We start from the raw sequence: 17,627 nt of genomic DNA on the forward strand, positions 1-17,627 counted from the left end.
CTCCCCCTCACCGCGAACGGCAAGCTCGACCGCAAAGCCCTGCCCGACCCCGAGTTCACCACCACCACCCAGAGCCGCGCCCCCCGCACCCCCCAAGAGGAGCTGCTCTGCGCAACCTTCGCCCAGGTCCTCGGCGTTCCCCAGGTCGGGATCGACGACAGCTTCTTCGACCTCGGCGGCGACAGCATCATGTCCATCCAACTGGTCAGCCGGGCGCGCCGTGCCGGTCTGACCCTGTCGGCCCGTGACGTCTTCGAGCACAAGACGGTCGAGGCCCTCGCGGCCGCGGTCGTCGGCGAGAGTGGGTACGAGGCTGCGGCACCCGAGGACGTTCCCGCGGTAGGTGAACTGGCGCTCACTCCCGTCATGCACTGGCTGGCCGAACGCGGCGGCTCTGTGGACCAGTTCAACCAGTCGGTCGTCCTGCACACGCCTTCCGTGCTGGACGAGCAGCGTCTGTGTGCCCTCGTCCGGGCGCTCCTCGACCACCATGACGCGCTGCGTCTGCGGATGCACGCGGCCGGGACGCCCGGAGGCTGGTCCCTCGAGGTCATGGCCCCGGGAACGGTGGCGGCGGACTCCTGTGTGCGGCGGGTGGACGCCTCGCGGCTGGACGACGACGCACTGCGGGCTGCCCTGTCCGCCGAGGGCGAGGCGGCCCGGCGCTGTCTCGACCCGCGCGAGGGTGCCATGGTGCGGGCCGTGTGGTTCGACCGGGGCGCAGGGCTGCAGGGCCGGCTGCTGCTGGTGGTGCACCACCTGGCCGTCGACGGGGTGTCCTGGCGCATCCTGGCGGAGGATCTGGAGGAGGCCTGGCAGGCCGTGTCCGAGGGACGCGAGCCCGAACTCCCGCCGGTGGCCACGTCATTCCGCAGCTGGGCGCAGAAGCTCACGGAGGCGGCGCTCGCGCCGGCACGGGAGGAGGAGCAGGGCCTGTGGCAGGCGGCGGTCATGACTCCAGACCCGCTGCTCACCGACCGTGCCCTCGATCCGGCACGTGACACCTTCGCCACCGCGCGGAGCCTGGAGCTGCGGCTTCCCGTCCCGGTCACGGAGAGCCTGATCGGTGCGGCCACCGCACGGTTCCACGCGGGCATCGACGACGTCCTGCTCGCCGGGTTCGCGATGGCGGCCACCGAATGGCGGCGTCGTCACGGAAGTCCGGCTGCCGCAGAGGTGCTCGTCGACCTCGAAGGGCACGGGCGGGCCGAGCAGATCGCTCCCGGTGCCGACGTGTCGCGCACCGTGGGGTGGTTCACCAGCATCTATCCCGTACGGCTGGCCCCCGGTCCGTACGACACCGTGGGTGCGCGGGCCGGCGGCCCGGATGTCGGGGCCGTACTGAAGCGCGTCAAGGAGCAACTGCGGGCGGTGCCGGACAAGGGCATCGGGTACGGGCTGTTGCGCCACCTCAACCCGAGGACGGCACCCGCGCTGGAGGCGGGCGCGCGCCCGCAGCTCGGCTTCAACTACCTCGGCAGGTTCGCCCCGGGCGCGGTCGCGGCGGACAGCCGTGTCGCGGACTGGACGATGGCGCCGCTGACCGGCGCCTCCGAGGACCCTGCGCTGGCCCTGGCGCACCCGGTGGAGGTCAACGCGGCCACCCACGACGGCCCGCACGGGCCGGAACTGGTCGCGACCTGGACCTGGGCAGGCGAGCTGCTCGACGAGGAACGCGTCCGGGAGCTCGCCGAAGGCTGGTTCGACGCACTGGGTGCGCTGGCCCGGCACAGCGCGGTCCCCGGAGCCGGTGGACTGACCCCGTCCGATGTGCCGCTCGCGGAGGTGACGCAGTCCGAGATCGAGGCGCTGGAGGCCGAGGTACGGGCTGATGGCGCGCCGTCGGACGACGAGGCGAGCCTCTCGGAGGGAACGCGACTCGTCGACGTACTGCCGTTGTCGCCTCTCCAGGAGGGGCTGTTCTTCCACAGCGGGTACGACGACGACTCCGAACCCGACCTCTACACCGCCCAGTTGGCCTTCGACATCGAGGGTTCGCTCGATGTGGCGGCGCTGCGGACGGCGGCCCGTCTGGTCCTGGACCGGCATACGGCGCTGCGGTCCTCGTTCCGCAGGACGGCGGCGGGCCGGCCGGTGCAGGTGGTCGTCGCCGATGTGCCGCTGCCGTGGCGCGAGGTCGATCTGACGCACCTGCCGGAGCCGGAGCGCGCGGCGGACGCGGCGGGGATCCTCGAAGAGGAGTACCGGGAGCGATTCGATCTCGCCCGGCCGCCGCTGCTGCGCTACGTCCTGATCCGGCTCGCCGCCGACCGGTGGCGGCTCGTGCTGACCAACCATCACATCGCGCTCGACGGCTGGTCGCTCCCGATTCTCGTACGAGAGCTGCTGGGCTTCTACGCGGCGCCGGCGAGCGCCGACCGACTGCCCCGGGTACGCCCCTACCGTGACTATCTGGGCGTCCTGGCCGCTCAGGACCAGGAGGCCTCGCACGCCGTATGGCGGGAGGCGCTGTCCGGTCTCGAAGGCCCGACGCTTGCGGGACCGCCGCAGCCGGGTCCCGGGACCGCTCCTGAGCGGGTGGAACTGGCCCTCTCCGAGCAGGCCACCGCCGCGCTCGCCGGCCAGGCCCGGTCGTGCGGTGTCACGCTGAACACGCTGGTGGAGGCGGCGTGGGCGATCGTCGTCGGGCAGCTCACCGGGCGCGACGACGTCGTGTTCGGCGTCACCGTGTCGGGCCGGCCCGCCGACCTGGCCGGGGTCGAGGACATGGTCGGCCTGTTCATCAACACGCTGCCGCTGCGAGCCCGGATCAACCCGGGCGAGTGCGTCGCCGACTTCGTGCGTCGCATCCAGCGGGACCAGGCGGCCCTTCTGGAGCAGCAGCACACCGGTCTGGCCGCGATCCAGCAGCTGATGGGCATGGGTGCGCTCTTCGACACCTCCATGGTCTTCGAGAACTATCCGCTCGACGCCGCCGCTCTCGGCGAGCTCGCCGGAGCCTCGGGGCTGCGTCTGTCCGATGCCACGAACCACGACGCGACGCACTACGCGCTCGCGCTGGTGGCACTGCCCGGCACTGCGCTCTCCTTCCGTCTCGACCACCGCCCCGACCTGTTCGACCGGGCAGCCGCGCAGACGATCGGTGAGCGTTTCGTACGGGTCCTGGAGAGCATCGCCGAACAGCCCGGCGCGCCGCTCGGCCGGATCGAGGTACTCACTCCCGCCGAACGGGACCGGCTCGGCGCGGACTGGAGCGGGCCCGCACGCGAGCTGCCCGCGGCGACCCTGCCGGAGCTGTTCCGGGCCCAGGCGCTGCGCACGCCCGACGAGGAGGCAGTCGCCTTCGAGGACGACGTGCTGACCTACGCCCAACTCGACGAGCAGTCGGCGTGGTTGGCGGAACGGCTCCGGTCCGCCGGGCTCGGGCCGGAGCAAGCGGTGGCCGTGTCGCTGCCGCGTTCCGCCGAACTCGTCGTGGCGATGCTCGCCGTCCTCAAGTCCGGCGCCGCCTATCTCCCGGTGGACCCGGACTATCCGGTCGACCGCATCGCCTACGTGCTCGACGACGCGGCGCCCGGGCTCCTGATCACCACGAGCGCGCTGACCGGCCGGCTGGGATCCCCCGGCGTTCCGCGTCTCCTGATGGACGCGGACGCGCCGCACGAGCCGCCCACGCACGCGGACACATCCCACGTGCTGTCCACGCACGCGGAAGCACCCCATGAGCCGTCCGCCGCACATTCCGGGCACGGTTCCTCCGGCGCCGGTTCGACGGGTTCCTCGCCCGAGCCCCGGCACCCGGCCTACATCATCTACACCTCCGGCTCCACCGGCAGGCCCAAGGGTGTCGTGGTCTCGCACGCCGGGCTGCCGGGGCTGGCCGCCTCGCAGATCGACGCCTTCGCCGTCGAGCCGGACAGCCGTGTCCTGCAGTTCGCCTCACCCAGCTTCGACGCCGCGGTCTCGGAGGTCTGCATGGCACTCCTGGCCGGCGCCTGTCTGGTGATGGCGCCACAGGAACGGCTCATGCCGGGCGCGCCGCTGGCAGCCCTGCTCGCCGAGCAGCGGGTGACCCATGTGACGCTGCCTCCGTCCGCGCTGCCGTCCCTCTCCGACGACGCCATGGCGTCGGTGCAGACCCTTGCGGTGGCGGGCGAGAGCTGCCCGGCCGACCTGGTCGACCGCTGGTCCCGTGGCCGGCGCATGCTCAACGCGTACGGGCCGACCGAGGCGACCGTCTGCGCCACGATGAGTGAGCCGCTGACCGGGAACACGGCGCCCCCGATCGGCCGGCCGATCGCGAACACGCGTACCTACGTGCTCGATTCGGCGCTGCGCCCGACTCCCCGGGGCGTCGAGGGCGAGCTGTACATCGCCGGTCCCGGACTGGCCCGCGGCTACTTCGGCCGCCCCGGGCTGACGGCGGAGCGCTTCGTCGCGGATCCGTACGGCGCGCCCGGCGACCGCATGTACCGCACCGGCGACCTCGCACGGTGGACCGACCGCGGAGAGCTCGCCTACTCGGGCCGCGCGGACGACCAGGTCAAGGTCCGTGGCTTCCGGATCGAACTGGGCGAAGTACAGGCCGAGCTGGACCACTCCCCCGGTGTGGCACAGAGCGCCGTGATCGTGCGGGAGGACCGCCCCGGCGACCGGCGTCTGGTCGCCTACGTCGTACCCCGCCCGCAGACCGCGGTCGACCCCAAGGCGCTGCGTACGCGTCTTGCCCAGCATCTGCCCGCCTACATGGTGCCGTCCGTGTTCATGGAGGTCGGCACGCTGCCTCTCACCGCGAACGGCAAGCTGGACCGCAAGGCCCTGCCCGCGCCGGAGCTCTCCGGCAGCACGACGGGCCGCAGGCCCCGTTCTCCGCAGGAGGACATCCTCTGCACGCTGTTCGCCGAAGTGCTGGGCGTGGCCGAGGTAGGGATCGACGACAGCTTCTTCGACCTCGGTGGGCACTCGCTGCTCGCGACACGGCTGATGAACAGGGTCCGTGCCACGCTCGGCGTGGAGGTCGCGGTGCGCCGCCTCTTCGAGGCCCCGACGGTGGCCGGCCTGGCCGCCGCGCTCGGTTCGGCGGACGGCCCCCGCCCCGCCCTCACCACACGGTCGCGCCCCGAGCGGATCCCGCTGTCCTTCGCCCAGCAGCGCCTCTGGTTCCTCAACCGGTTCGAGGGACCGAGCCCCACCTACAACCTGCCCACGGCGCTGCGCCTCACCGGCACACTCGACCGCGAGGCCCTGCGGGCCGCGCTGGCGGACATCGTGGGCCGGCACGAAAGCCTGCGCACGGTCTTCGCCGAGGAGTCCACGGGCGCGCATCAGGTGGTACTCGAACCGGCCGCGGCACACCCGGAGCCGGTCGTCGTCCGCGTCGAGGAGAGCGAACTCACGGACCGGATCGCCGAGGCGGTACGCCACGGCTTCGACCTTGCCACCGAACTGCCGCTGAAGTCCTGGCTGTTCGAGATCTCTCCCGAGGAGCACGTACTCCTCGTACTGATCCACCACATCGCCGGCGACGGCTGGTCGATGGGCCCGCTGGCCCGCGATCTGACCACCGCCTACGCGGCCCGGACGTCCGGCCGGGCACCGGCCTGGGCACCACTGCCGGTGCAGTACGCCGACTTCACCCTGTGGCAGCGCGACATCCTCGGCTCCGAGGACGACCCGGACAGCGCACTGACCCAACAACTCCGGTACTGGCAGCAGACATTGGCAGCACTTCCCGCCGAGCTGGAGCTGCCCACCGACCGTCCACGCCCCGCGCAGGCGACCTACCGGGGCGACTCGGTCCCGCTGGAGACCTCCGCCGAACTGCACCGGCGGGTGGAGGAGGTGGCCCGGGAGCATCAGGCGAGTCCGTTCATGGTGGTGCAGGCCGCGTTGGCGGTGCTGTTGTTCCGGTTGGGGGCAGGTGAGGACGTTCCGATCGGCTCGCCGGTGGCGGGTCGCACGGATGACGCGCTGGAGGACCTGGTCGGGTTCTTCGTGAACACCCTGGTCCTGCGCAACGACCTGTCCGGGAACCCGACGTTCTCCGAACTCCTCGCCCGCGTCCGGGAGACCGACCTCGCCGCGTACGCACACCAGGACGTCCCCTTCGAACGACTGGTGGAGGTACTCAACCCCGAGCGCTCGATGTCACGCCATCCGCTGTTCCAGACCGTCCTGGAGTGGAACAACGACGAACAGAAGGCCGCCCTCGACACGGTCGAGCAGTTGCCCCATCTGAGCGTGGCGCCGGAGGAGGCCGCGACGGGTGCGGCCAAGTTCGACCTGGTCTTCCACCTGTCCGGGGTACGTGGCACCGATGGCGGTGCCGCGGGCCTGCGGGGCGCGCTGGAGTTCAACACGGACCTGTTCGACCGGTCCTCGGCGGTGGTGTGGGGCGAGCGGTTCGTCCGGGTGCTGGAAGGGCTGCTCGCGGAGCCGGGACGCGGCATCGGAGCGGTGCCGGTTCTGTCCGGTGACGAGCGGGACGCGGTGGTCGAGGCATGGACCGCGACTACTGAGGTGCCGGCCGGTGACAGGGTTTCGCTGGTGGAGGCCTTCGAGGCGCAGGCCGCCTGCGGTGCAGGTGTTGCGGTGTCGTGTGAGGGGGTGTCGTTGTCGTACGGGGAGCTGAACGCGGCGGCGAACCGTCTGGCACGGGTGCTCGTGGACCGGGGGGTGGGCCCGGAGTCGCTGGTCGCGGTGGCCCTGCCGCGCTCGGCGGAGATGATCGTGGCGTTGCTGGGTGTGCTGAAGGCGGGCGCGGCGTATGTGCCGGTCGACCCGTCCTATCCGGCGGACCGGATCGCCTACCTGCTGGACGACGCGAACCCTGCCCTGGTCATCGCCACCACCCAGGTCTCCGATGACCTGAACGGGGAGGGCTGGCTGCTGCTCGACGCCCCCGGCACCATCGCGGATCTTGCCGGGCGCCCGGATGGTGACCTGACGCAGGACGAGCGAGTCTCGCCTCTGCTGCCTCAGCATCCGGCGTATGTCATCTATACGTCTGGTTCTACGGGGCGGCCCAAGGGTGTTGTTGTCGCGCATGAGCAGGTCGTTCGTCTGTTCACGGCCACGGACCAGTGGTTCGGGTTCGGGCCGGAGCAGGTGTGGACGATGTTCCACTCCTACGCCTTCGACTTCTCCGTGTGGGAGCTGTGGGGTCCTCTGCTGCACGGCGGGCGTCTCGTCGTCGTTCCGCATACGGTCAGCCGCAGCCCGGAGCAGTTCCTGGACCTCCTGGTCCAGGAACGCGTCACCGTCCTGAACCAGACGCCCTCGGCGTTCTACCAGCTCATCCAGGCCGACGCCGAAAACCCCGAACTCAGCCGGCGTCTCGCTCTGGAGTATGTGGTCTTCGGCGGGGAGGCGCTGGATCCGGGACGGCTGACCGACTGGTACCACCGCCACCCCCAGAACAGCCCGCGCCTGGTCAACATGTACGGCATCACCGAGACCACCGTCCATGTCACCCACCGCCCCCTCACCCCGGGCACCGGGTCCCAGAGGTCCCTGATCGGCGGGCCCATCCCCGACCTGCGGCTCTACATCCTGGACAGCGCACTCCAGCCCACCGCCCCCGGCGTCCCCGGCGAAATGTATGTCGCGGGAGCGGGCCTGGCCCGCGGCTACCTCAACCGCCCCGCCCTGTCCGCAGAGCGGTTCGTCGCGGATCCGTTCGGTGCGGCCGGGACGCGCATGTACCGCAGCGGCGACCTCGCCCGCTGGAGCACCGACGGTGAGATCGAATACCTCGGCCGCGCCGACCACCAGGTCAAGATCCGCGGCTTCCGCATCGAACTCGGCGAGATCGAAACCGTCCTCACCACCCTGACCGGCATCGCCCAGGCAGCCGTCATCGTCCGCGACGACCGCCTCATCGCCTACCTCACCGGCAACTCCCCCGACACGACCACCATCCGCAACCACGTAGCCGGCGCCGTCCCCGACTACATGGTCCCCGCCGCCTTCGTCACCCTCGACGCACTCCCCCTCACCGCGAACGGCAAGCTCGACCGCAAGGCCCTGCCCGAGCCCGAGTTCAGCACCACCACGCAGAGCCGCGCCCCCCGCACCCCCCAGGAAGAAATCCTCTGCGGACTGTTCGCCGACATCCTCGGCCTGTCCGGGGTCGGGGGCGGGGTCGGGATCGACGACAGCTTCTTCGACCTCGGCGGACACTCCCTGCTCGCCACCCGCCTCGTCTCCCGCATCCGCACCGCGCTCGACGCCGAGCTCTCCGTACGCCAGCTCTTCGAGACCCCCACCGTCCTCGGCCTCGCCGAAGCCCTCACCGGCGCTTCCACCGCCCGCACCGCGATCACCGCAGGACCCCGCCCCGCACACATCCCCCTGTCGTTCGCCCAGCAGCGGCTCTGGTTCCTCCACCAGTACGAACCCGGCAGCTCCCTCTACAACATCCCCATCGCCCTCCGCCTCACCGGCACCCTCGACACCACCGCACTCCACACCGCACTCACCGACGTCGTGACACGCCACGAATCCCTCCGCACCCTCTTCACCCAGCACACCGACACCACCGACCCCCACCAAGTCATCCTCGACGGGGACCGTGCCCGGCCCGTGCTGGAAGTGGTGGCCACGACCGAGGCGGATCTGGACGACGCGATCGCGGCGGCCGCCCGGCACGGTTTCGATCTCTCCGGTGAACTTCCCTTCAGGGCATGGCTGTTCGATACGGGCAACAGTGAGCGCGTGCTGCTTCTCCTGATGCACCACATCGTGGGCGATGGCTGGTCGATGGGGCCCCTGGCCCGGGATCTGACGTCGGCGTACGCGGCACGGGTCGAGGGCCGGGCCCCTGCCTGGGCCCCGCTGCCCGTGCAGTACGCGGACTTCACCCTCTGGCAGCGCACCCACCTCGGCTCCGAGGACGACCCGCAGAGCGCCCTTTCGCGGCAACTGGACCACTGGCAGAACACGTTGGCCGATCTCCCGGCCGAGCTCGAACTGCCCACCGACCGGCCTCGGCCGACGACGCCGTCCCACCGGGGCGGGACTGTCGGGTTCGACGTGCCGAAGGAACTGCGCGAGCGGGTCGAGGCGGTGGCGCGGGACAACCGGGCCAGCGCGTTCATGGTCGTGCAGGCGGCACTCGCCGTGCTGCTGTCGCGGCTCGGTGCCGGTACCGACATCCCGATCGGCTCGCCGGTCGCGGGCCGCACGGACGACGCCGTCGAAGACCTCGTCGGCTTCTTCGTCAACACCGTCGTCCTGCGCACCGACCTCTCCGGCGACCCCACCTTCGCCGAGCTCCTCGGACGGGTCCAGCGCACCGACCTCGCCGCCTACGCGCATCAGGACGTGCCCTTCGAGCGGATCGTGGACCTGCTCAATCCCGAGCGCTCGGCAGCCCGCCACCCGCTGTTCCAGACCGTGCTGAGCTGGAACAACGATGACGACCGCGCGGCGCTCGCGGCCTCGGCGGAACTGCCGGGCCTGACCGTGTCGGCCGAGAGCACTGCCACCGACGGGGCCAAGTTCGACCTGCTGTTCTCGTTCTCCGACCAGGACGAGGCCACCGGCGGCGAAGGCGCGGCCGGCCGTGGGGGCTATGCGGGCCACATCGGCTACAGCAGCGACCTGTTCGACCACGAGACGGTCCGGACGCTCGCCGAGCGCCTGATCACTGTCCTTGAGTCGCTGGTCGCGGACCCGACGCGTCCCGTCGGTGAGACGATCGTGCTCGGAACGTCCGAGCGGCGGCGCATGCTGGACGAATGGAACGACAGCGGGCGTGAACTGCCGCCCGGCTCCCTGCCGGAACTGTTCGAGGCGCAGGCGGCGCTGCATCCGGACGAGGTCGCCGTCGTGTTCGGCGGCACCACACTCTCGTACGCCGAACTGAACGCGCGGGCCAACCGTCTCGCTCATCGCCTCGGGGCGAGTCTGGTCCCCGAGGCGCGGGTGGGCGTGCTCATGGAGCGCTCCGCCGACCTGGTCGTCGCCCTGCTGGCGGTGGCCAAGGCGGGCGGGGTCTACGTGCCGCTGAGCACGGCGTATCCGGACAGCAGGATGCGCTGGATCCTCGGCGAGACCGAGGCGGCGGTGCTGCTGACCGATCAGTCGCTGCGGTCGCGGGCGCAGGAGGTCGCGGGGACCGCTTCGGTGCTCGTCCCGGACTCCGCTCCGGTGCCCGCCGGGCCGGACCGGGACGGCAATCCGGGGCTCGCCGTCCAGCCGGACCGGCTGGCGTACGTCATGTTCACGTCCGGCTCCACGGGCACGCCCAAGGGTGTCTCCGCGACCCACGCCGATGTGGCGGACCTCGCTCGCGACCGGCGCTGGCTGGGCGGTGTGGTGGACCGGGTGCCGCTGCACTCGCCGCACGCCTGGGACGGTTCGACGTTCGAGCTGTGGGCGCCGCTCCTCAACGGTGGCCGGGTCGTGGTCGCGCCGCCCGGGGACCTCGACATCGAGGCGCTGCGCCGGCTCGTGGTGGACCACGGGATCACCGCGCTCTTCCTCACCACGGGCCTGTTCGGGGTCCTGGCGCAGGAACACCCCGAGTGCCTGGCGAGCGTCCGGCAGGTATGGACCGGCGGCGACATGGCGTCGCCCGCCGCGATGCGCAGGGTGCTCGAGCACTGCCCGTCGACCAAGGTCGTGCACGTGTACGGGCCTACCGAGACGACGGTGTTCGCCACCAGTCACGAGGTCGGCGCGGCGGATGTGGACGGGCAACGAGGTGGCGTGCCGATCGGGCGTCCTCTGGACAACATGCGGCACTACGTCCTGGACGAGGCGCTGCGGCTGGTCCCGCCGGGTGTGCCGGGTGAGCTGTACATCGCGGGCGCCGGTCTTGCCCGGGGGTACTGGGGCCGCCCGGACCTGACGGCGGAGGGTTTCGTCGCCGACCCGTTCGGCGCCCCGGGGACCCGTATGTACCGCACGGGTGACCTGGTCCGATGGAACAGGGCCGGTCTGGTGGAGTTCATCGGCCGGGCCGACAGCCAGGTCAAGGTCCGCGGGTTCCGTATCGAACTCAGCGAGATCGAGGCGGCGTTCACCGCGAGCGGGTCGGTGCAGCAGGTCGCCGTGGTCGTACGGCAGGACCGGCCGGGCGACAAGCGCCTGGTGGCGTACGTCGTGCCGGCGGCCTCGTACGCTCCACAGGAGCTGCGCGCCCAGCTGGCGAGGACGCTGCCCGACTACATGGTTCCGCAGGTTGTCGTGGAGCTCGACGCGCTGCCGCTGACCTCGATCGGCAAGCTGGACCGCAAGGCGCTGCCGGTGCCGGAGTTCACTGCGGCACCGGCGGGACGGGCGCCCCGGACCGGGCACGAGGAGTTGCTGTCCGGGCTGTTCGCCGAGGTGCTCGGTGTGGCCGAGGTGAGCATCGACGACGGGTTCTTCGACCTGGGCGGCGACAGCATCATGTCGATCCAGCTGGTCAGCCGGGCCCGGAAGGCGGGTCTGGTGATCTCGCCGAAGGACGTCTTCGAGCGGAAGACGGTGGCGGCCCTCGCCGAGGTCGCGACGGACGGCAGCGAATCGGTCCGGGCCGAGGAGGCCGGTGCCGGGGTGGGTCCGCTGCCCGCGACGCCGATCATGCACTGGCTGGCCGAACGCGGCGGCTCCATCGACCGGTTCAACCAGTCGACGGTGCTGCGGGTGCCGGCCGGCCTCGGCCTGCCGCATCTCCACGCCGCCGTGCAGACGCTGCTCGACCACCATGACGCGCTCCGGATGCGGGTCACGGAACCGGCCGGTACGGCCCCGGTGTCGGACGCCTGGGACTGTGCCGTCGCCGAGCCCGGGACGGTCCTCGCGACGTCGGTGGTCCGGCGGGTGGATGCGGCGGGCCTGGACGGTGCGGGGCTGGAGTCGGTGTACGTCATCGAGGCGGACGCCGCGGCGGACCGGCTGGCGCCGGCGGCCGGGATCATGCTTCAGGTGGTGTGGTTCGACCGGGGTCCCGAGGTGCCGGGCCGGCTGCTCCTGGTGGTCAACCACCTGGTGGTGGACGGTGTCTCGTGGCGCATCCTGCTGCCCGATCTGGTGGAGGCGTGGGAGGCGTCCGTGGCCGGCCGGGAGCCGAAGCCCGCACCGGTCGGCACCTCTCTGCGTCGCTGGTCGCAGCGGCTGCGGGACGAGGCGGTGGCGCCGGCACGGGTGGCGGAGACGGACCTGTGGGCCTCCGTGGTCGCCGACCCCGAACCCCTGCTCGGTTCGGCTGGACTGGATCCGGAGCAGGACACCCATCACACCTCGCGGCAACTCGAACTGAGGCTGCCGTCCGAGGTGACCGGGCCTCTGCTGACCTCGGTCCCGACGGTCTACAACGCCGGGGTGAACGACGTGCTCCTCGCGGCGTTCGCCTGGGCGCTCTCGGAATGGCGCGACCAGGGCCGGGGCCGGGCGTTCCTGGTGGACCTGGAGGGCCACGGCCGGGAGGAGGACGCGGTGGGCGGTGTGGACCTCTCCCGTACGGTCGGCTGGTTCACCAGCATGTATCCGGTACGGATCGGCGCAGGGTCGTACGACGGCGACGACGCCCGGGCCGGCGGCCCGGCTGCGGGTGCGGTCCTGAAGCGGGTCAAGGAGCAGCTGCGAGCCGTGCCCGACGGCGGAATCGGGTACGGGCTGCTGCGCTACCTCGATCCGGGCAGCGCGCAGCGGCTGGCGTCGGGCACGCGCGCCCAGCTCGGGTTCAACTACCTGGGCCGGTTCACGGCGGAGGACGGCGCCGGCGGGGAGTCGGTGTGGGGCCCGGAGCCCGGCGTCCGAGGGCCTGCCGGAGAAGCGGCCGACACGCCGCTCGCCCACGTCGTCGAGCTCAATTCGTTCACGGCGGACGGGTCGGAGGGTCCGTGCCTCGTGGCGACGTGGACGTGGGCGCGGCGGCTCCTGGCCGAGGAGTCCGTGGAGGAGCTCGGCCGGCTGTGGTTCGAGGCTCTGCGGGCCCTGGTGGAGCATGCCGAGCGGCCGGAGGCGGGCGGCCTGACGCCGTCCGACGTGGCGATGGCCGAGATCACGCAGGAGGAGATCGACGAGTTCGAGGACCTGCTCTGACGAGGCCCTCGACCCGGCCTCCGCCGGCAGGCCCCGCGCGGTCGCGCGCGGGGCCCGGGGGCGGGGACGGACACGGTGTACGGGACAGCCCGGCACCGCGCCCGTCCCCGCCCCCTTTTCCACGTCGGGGCGTCGTACGCGGACCTCGTGCGGGGACGTCGCCGGATGACCTCACGGGCCGACGTCGTACGCGGGCCTCGTGCGCCGACGTCGTACGCGGGCCTGACGCAGGGGCGTCGTACGCGGACCTGTGCAGGAACACGGCCCCATGCAGGAACGTCGTCACGGGGGCCTGCGCAGGAACGTCGTCACGGGGGCCTGCGCAGGAACGTCGTCACGGGGCCTCGTGCGGCACGCCGTCGGCCTCTCTGTCGAAAGTCGTAGTGCCGCAGTGCCGATCGGCACAAGACCCGTCCGCGCGGTCCCCGTACGGTCGTTGACATGCAAGGACCTCTGAGGACGGACGGGCAATGATCACACTGCGTGGAGTCACCAAGCGCTACGACACGGCAGTGGCCGTGGACCACCTGGATCTGGAGATCGCTTCGGGCAAGGTCACGGGATTCCTCGGCCCGAACGGCGCAGGCAAGTCGACCACCATGCGCATGATCATGGGTCTGGACCGGCCGACCGCCGGCGAGGCCCTGATCAACGGCAAGCGCTATGCGGAGCTCACTCACCCGCTGCGTGAGGTCGGGGCCCTCCTCGAGGCGAAGGCACTCCACCCGGGGCGCAGCGCCTACAGCCACCTGCTGGCGATGGCGCGCAGCAACGGCATTCCGCGCAAGCGGGTCGAGGAGGTCCTGGAGACCGTCGGCCTGGAGAAGGTGGCCAAGAAGAAGGCCGGGTCCTTCTCGCTGGGCATGGGACAGCGTCTGGGCATCGCGAGCGCGCTGCTCGGCGATCCGCAGACCCTGCTCTTCGACGAGCCGGTGAACGGTCTCGACCCTGACGGGGTCCGCTGGGTGCGGGAGTTGATGCGTTCGCTCGCCGCGGAGGGCCGGACCGTCTTCGTGTCGAGCCACCTCATGAGCGAGATGCAGCTGACGGCCGACCACCTGGTGGTGATCGGCAAGGGCAAGCTCCTCGCCAACGACACGATCGACCAGGTCATCGCCCGCAGTTCGCTGACCGCCGTCCGGGTCCGGACGCCCGACAGCCGGGGCATGGACGACCTCGTCGCACGCCTCGACGAGCTGGCCCTGGAGGTCCAGCGGGACTCGGAGCACGAGCTCCTGGTGTCCGGTTCGTCGGTGGAGGCCATCGGCGACATCGCGTTCCAGATGAACCTCAGGCTGCACGAACTCCGGGTGGTCGAGGCCTCGTTGGAGCAGGCGTACATGGAGATGACGGCCAGCAGCATCGAGTACAAGTCGTCGAAGCCCGTGACCGCGGGGGTCGCCCCGCAGCAGGGCCAGCAGCAGGAAGTCGAGGCCTGAGTCATGTCGAGCGCAACCATGAACACCACAGCATCGAGCACGGCCTCGGGCACGGCCTCGCACGGCCGGGGCAAGACCATCGGCGCGATCGCCTCGGAGTGGACCAAGCTGTGGTCGGTCAAGGCCACCTGGTGGTGCCTGGCCGGTTCCTTCGCCCTCATGGCCGTCTTCGCGCCGGCCCTCGGCACGAGCATCGCGAACAGTTACCGCAGCGACGGCGACACCACCGACATCCCGATCGCCCACCCGCCGGTTCTGGCGATCAACATGGTCCAGTTCGCGGTCATCGCTCTGGCCATGCTGGCGATCACGGCCGAGTACTCCACGGGCAGCATCCGTTCGACGCTGCAGTGCGTGCCGCAGCGCGGCCGGATGCTGTTCTCCAAGATCGCGGTGATCGCGCCCGTCATGTTCGTGGCCGGCACGCTGATCGCCGCCGTGGGTACCGCCACCACCACGCCGCTGCTGTTCGAGTACGCCGACACCAACCTCGGCAAGGCCGTCCCGACCATCCTGGCGACCGGTGTGTACATCGCGCTGATGGGTGTCTTCGCCATCGGTGTCGGAGCGGCCATGCGCAGCGCCGTGGGCACGCTGACGACCGTCTTCATGGTCCTGGCCGGCCTGCCGGGCGCACTGGCCCTCTCCAGCAGCGACTTCACCAAGAAGATCCTGGACTACCTTCCCTCCATCGCGGGTCAGCACCTGATGGACGGGGACGCCGAGCCCTACGGCCGGATGGGCGCACTGCTGGTGGTCCTGGTCTGGACGGGCGCCGCAGTGGTCGCCGGGTACGTCGTCCTGCACAAGCGGGACGCCTGAGCTGATGGCGGTGGCTGTTCCCCCGGCGGCCATCGCCATCTTTATTCCCGTATTACATTGCACGTCTCTCATATCATGAACACCACCCCCCAGGCAATCTCTTTCACTCCCGGCTAAAGCAAGCATCTCGCTGTGCGGAACCGATTCAGGCTTGCTATTTTGAAGCCGGTTTCGAGTTTTCAGCCATGGCTTGGCTGCAATCCGAAGCCGAGTTGGATGAATTAGGGCATCGTAGACGATGATCTTGCCGGGGGCATGACATGTTGCGTATCCATTTGAGTCATGGGGATATCGGTAATATACACATGATGGCGACTTTGGGCCCATTGTCCGAAGCCATATTCTCCATCCATCATGTAGGGGGAAAGGCTGAGCCTGAGTTCAAGGAATGGCGGAACCAGCTGGCACGGAGGATCGGATCCAGCGACGAACTGACCCGTGATGTCCAGATGTTGCGGCGCGCTTCCGATCTCACATGGCTTCTCGGCCCCGAGCGCGACAAGGCTCCGGGTGAACGGAATCCATCGACCGGCCCGAGCAGACGCGAAATCCGGGCCGCCATGGATTCCTTTGCGCACATGTCGATAGCTCCCTATTGGCAGCAGATCCTGACGCATTTGACTCTGCAGCGCGAAGCACGAATGAAAGCACAGACCGACGGAGGTGAATATCTCCTGAATTCTCTGCACCCGGACGTCCGCATCTCCGGCCGAATTCTTGAACTACCGGCCACCGAGGACGCCGACATAGAACTTGAGGGCAAGGGACTCCTCCTTGCTCCCTCTTTGTTTCTCGGAGCCCGTCCCGGGGCGCTGCTCCGCAATGTCAAGGGCACCGACGGACGCCCGGTCCTCGTCTTCTCCGCCCAGCCGGACCCCGAGACCTCCCGGGCCCTTTGGAGCCCCCAGGCCAAGGACGGCGAGGCGCTGGACGCGCTCATGGGACGCACCAGGGCGCAGCTCCTGCGCCTGGCGATGACGGGCGGCACCACCAGCGAGCTGGCGCAGCAGGTCGGCACGTCGGCCGCCTCCGTCAGTCAGCACACCAGCGTGCTGCGCAAGTCCGGCCTGATCCGCTCCGAGCGGCACCGCAACACCATGAACCACCGCATCACCGCACTGGGCCAGGCCGTGCTCAACGGCAGGTCCCAGCCGGCGGCGGTGGAGTCGGTCAGCGGGCTGCCGGACGCCGCCCCGGAACCCCGGCTCCTGGCCAAGCCGACCCCCAAGCCGAACCGGCCGCTGTCCGGCACGCGGCGGGAGTTCGGAGTATCCAGACGTGGCATTCCGAATGCTGACGGAGCGTCGGGAAGTATGGCCAGAGGCTCCAAGATCGTGGCGTGACAATTGAACTGACGCTCGATCCGTTACTCGGCGGGCGCGGTTCAACGGTGGGTCGTTACCCGATATCCCGGCAGACCGCAGCAGTTGGTACGTTCCGAATCGGTCACGCTTGGCGTGGCGGGACGCGAAAGGCTTGAAATCGGAGGAGCAGGTCCGGTTCATCTTCACCGCGCCGGCTTGCAAAACCACTCCGGTGGGGGCGCCCGGTATACGACTTCCCACGGAACAGCAACCCTTTCGGAGGAAATCCGCCGGTAATGGCGGACGATTCAGGCCGTACGCCGGTTTCCTCGGCAAGGGAGCGCTCGCGCCGTGACCTGTCTGTTCGTCGGAGAGCGGAGGGCAGCCCTGCGTGACGTGAGCGCGTGGAGCGAGCGTGATGGGGTGCCCCGCCCGGGAGCCGCGATGTGAAGTCGAGGTGTCGGCGGCATCCCGCCCACCGCAGGCCGCCGGAGGCGACCGACCCCGGCGGCGCGCAGCCCCGGGTCCGCCTTCAACCACGGGGCAGCGGCAGCGCCGCGCAACCAAGGGGTGCAGCCGTGCCGGCAGGGCGGAGCCGCGGGAGGTAGCGGCAGACGAGTCGGGCTGTACGCCGGGTTCTGTCGCCCGGTCGCCTCGCGGCGGCCGGGGAGACGGCCATCCATCTAGGACCGGCATTGCTGCCGGTCTCGTGCGGTCTACCCGCGAACTCGGGCGGGCCGCCCTCGAACGTTCGCGCAGAACCGTCTTGCGACGGTTCCTCTTGACCTTGCTCCGGGTGGGGTTTACCTAGCCGCCTGAGTCGCCTCAGGCGCTGGTGGTCTCTTACACCACCGTTTCACCCTTACCGGGGACCGGAGTCCCAGGCGGTCTGTTTTCTGTGGCACTGTCCCGCGGGTCACCCCGGGTGGCCGTTAGCCATCACCCTGCCCTGTGGAGCCCGGACGTTCCTCGGGAGGATCCGAAGATCCTCACGCGGCCGTCCGCCCGGCTCGTCTGCCGTGCCGACCATGCTACCCGGCCGGGCGGGGCGGGCCCTACAGGGCCG

At 70.5% G+C, this 17,627-nt stretch carries 5 protein-coding genes and 1 other RNA gene; 4 read left to right on the forward strand and 2 right to left on the reverse strand.

Translation table 11 applies throughout. The features are described 5' to 3' along the window. The coding region (locus tag ACIQMX_RS07015) for a hypothetical protein (protein ID WP_402476533.1) at nt 1–197 on the reverse strand (197 nt) is incomplete at its 3' end. Between ACIQMX_RS07015 and ACIQMX_RS07020 the strand changes: the two genes are divergently transcribed. The 4 genes from ACIQMX_RS07020 (at nt 151) to ACIQMX_RS07035 (ending at nt 16,600) form a co-directional block, all read left to right on the forward strand. Beyond that, entirely contained in the window at nt 151–12,996 is a 12,846-nt protein-coding gene (locus tag ACIQMX_RS07020; RefSeq protein ID WP_402476452.1) for an amino acid adenylation domain-containing protein, read from the forward strand. The two genes, ACIQMX_RS07015 and ACIQMX_RS07020, sit on opposite strands and share 47 nt — an antisense overlap. A 470-nt stretch (nt 12,997–13,466) precedes the next feature. Continuing rightward, on the forward strand, nt 13,467–14,435 hold the full coding sequence (locus tag ACIQMX_RS07025; RefSeq protein ID WP_363074757.1) for an ABC transporter ATP-binding protein: 969 nt from the start codon (nt 13,467–13,469) through the stop codon (nt 14,433–14,435). Nucleotides 14,436–14,453: 18 nt separating this feature from the next. Then, entirely contained in the window at nt 14,454–15,257 is an 804-nt protein-coding gene (locus tag ACIQMX_RS07030) for an ABC transporter (RefSeq protein WP_363074755.1), read from the forward strand. Between the two features lie 305 nt (nt 15,258–15,562). Further along, nucleotides 15,563–16,600, forward strand: coding sequence for an ArsR/SmtB family transcription factor (locus ACIQMX_RS07035; RefSeq protein ID WP_402475630.1), 1,038 nt, complete (start codon nt 15,563–15,565; stop codon nt 16,598–16,600). Between the two features lie 572 nt (nt 16,601–17,172). On the opposite strand, the gene rnpB is transcribed toward ACIQMX_RS07035, so the two are convergent. Then, nucleotides 17,173–17,574: RNase P RNA component class A (rnpB, locus tag ACIQMX_RS07040), an RNA gene on the reverse strand. Nucleotides 17,575–17,627 lie beyond the last annotated feature (53 nt).

Origin of the sequence: Streptomyces sp. NPDC091416, assembly GCF_044756845.1 — a bacterium.
Lineage (GTDB): Bacteria > Actinomycetota > Actinomycetes > Streptomycetales > Streptomycetaceae > Streptomyces.

Excerpts from the sequence above, each read along its gene's own strand:
- ACIQMX_RS07025 (WP_363074757.1), top strand. The coding sequence starts at position 13,467 with ATGATCACACTGCGTGGAGTCACCAAGCGCTACGACACGGCAGTGGCC.
- ACIQMX_RS07030 (WP_363074755.1), top strand. The coding sequence starts at position 14,454 with ATGAACACCACAGCATCGAGCACGGCCTCGGGCACGGCCTCGCACGGC.
- ACIQMX_RS07035 (WP_402475630.1), top strand. The coding sequence starts at position 15,563 with ATGATGGCGACTTTGGGCCCATTGTCCGAAGCCATATTCTCCATCCAT.